We start from the raw sequence: 630 nt of genomic DNA, 5'->3' as shown, positions 1-630 counted from the left end.
GCCACAATGGACAGTTGAGGCTATACATTATATGCACCAAACAGAACCTCAATTTAAGTTTGCAGGCATAGGATATCATTATTATATTCGTTTAGATGGTTCAGTGTATAAGGGTAGACCGGACAACGCTATTGGAGCTCATTGTCAAGGCTGTAATACAAATACTTTAGGAATTGCCTTTGAAGGTAACTATGACAATAGAGTTGAAATGCCAACTGCTCAATTTAATGCCTGGTGTGAATTAAAATCATATCTATACAATAAGTATGGCAATATGCCAGTATACGGACATAGGGAAAAAGGAAGTTCAGAATGTCCAGGAGCTAATTTTCCATTAGAGAAAGTAAAGAATGCTAATATAACATCAAGTATAATTCTTGGTTGGAACCAAAACGATACTGGTTGGAGGTATTGCTCAAATGTTGATAACGAATATTTTTATAAAGATAGTTGGGAGCTAATTGATGGCGAATGGTATAGCTTCGATAGGGATGGTTATGCCCGATGCAATACATGGATTCAAGATGGTGGTAAGTGGTATTACTTAAGAGAAAATTGTATGATGGCGAAAAGCCAGTGGTTATGGATTGATGGTGAATGTTATTGCTTTGATGAACATGGAGGATTATA

The 630-nt window shown here is 36.3% G+C and carries 1 protein-coding gene; it reads left to right on the top strand.

Annotation, left to right across the window (positions count from 1 at the left end):
* Positions 1 to 31 precede the first annotated feature (31 nt).
* The coding region (locus COL3_RS26965) for a peptidoglycan recognition family protein (RefSeq protein ID WP_242982205.1) at positions 32 to 630 on the top strand (599 nt) is incomplete at its 3' end.

This window comes from Clostridium sp. LS (assembly GCF_002760435.1).
Lineage (GTDB): Bacteria > Bacillota > Clostridia > Clostridiales > Clostridiaceae > Clostridium.
The sequence above is the reverse complement of the archived record's forward strand: the minus strand, read 5'-3'. Positions and strand labels throughout refer to the sequence as shown.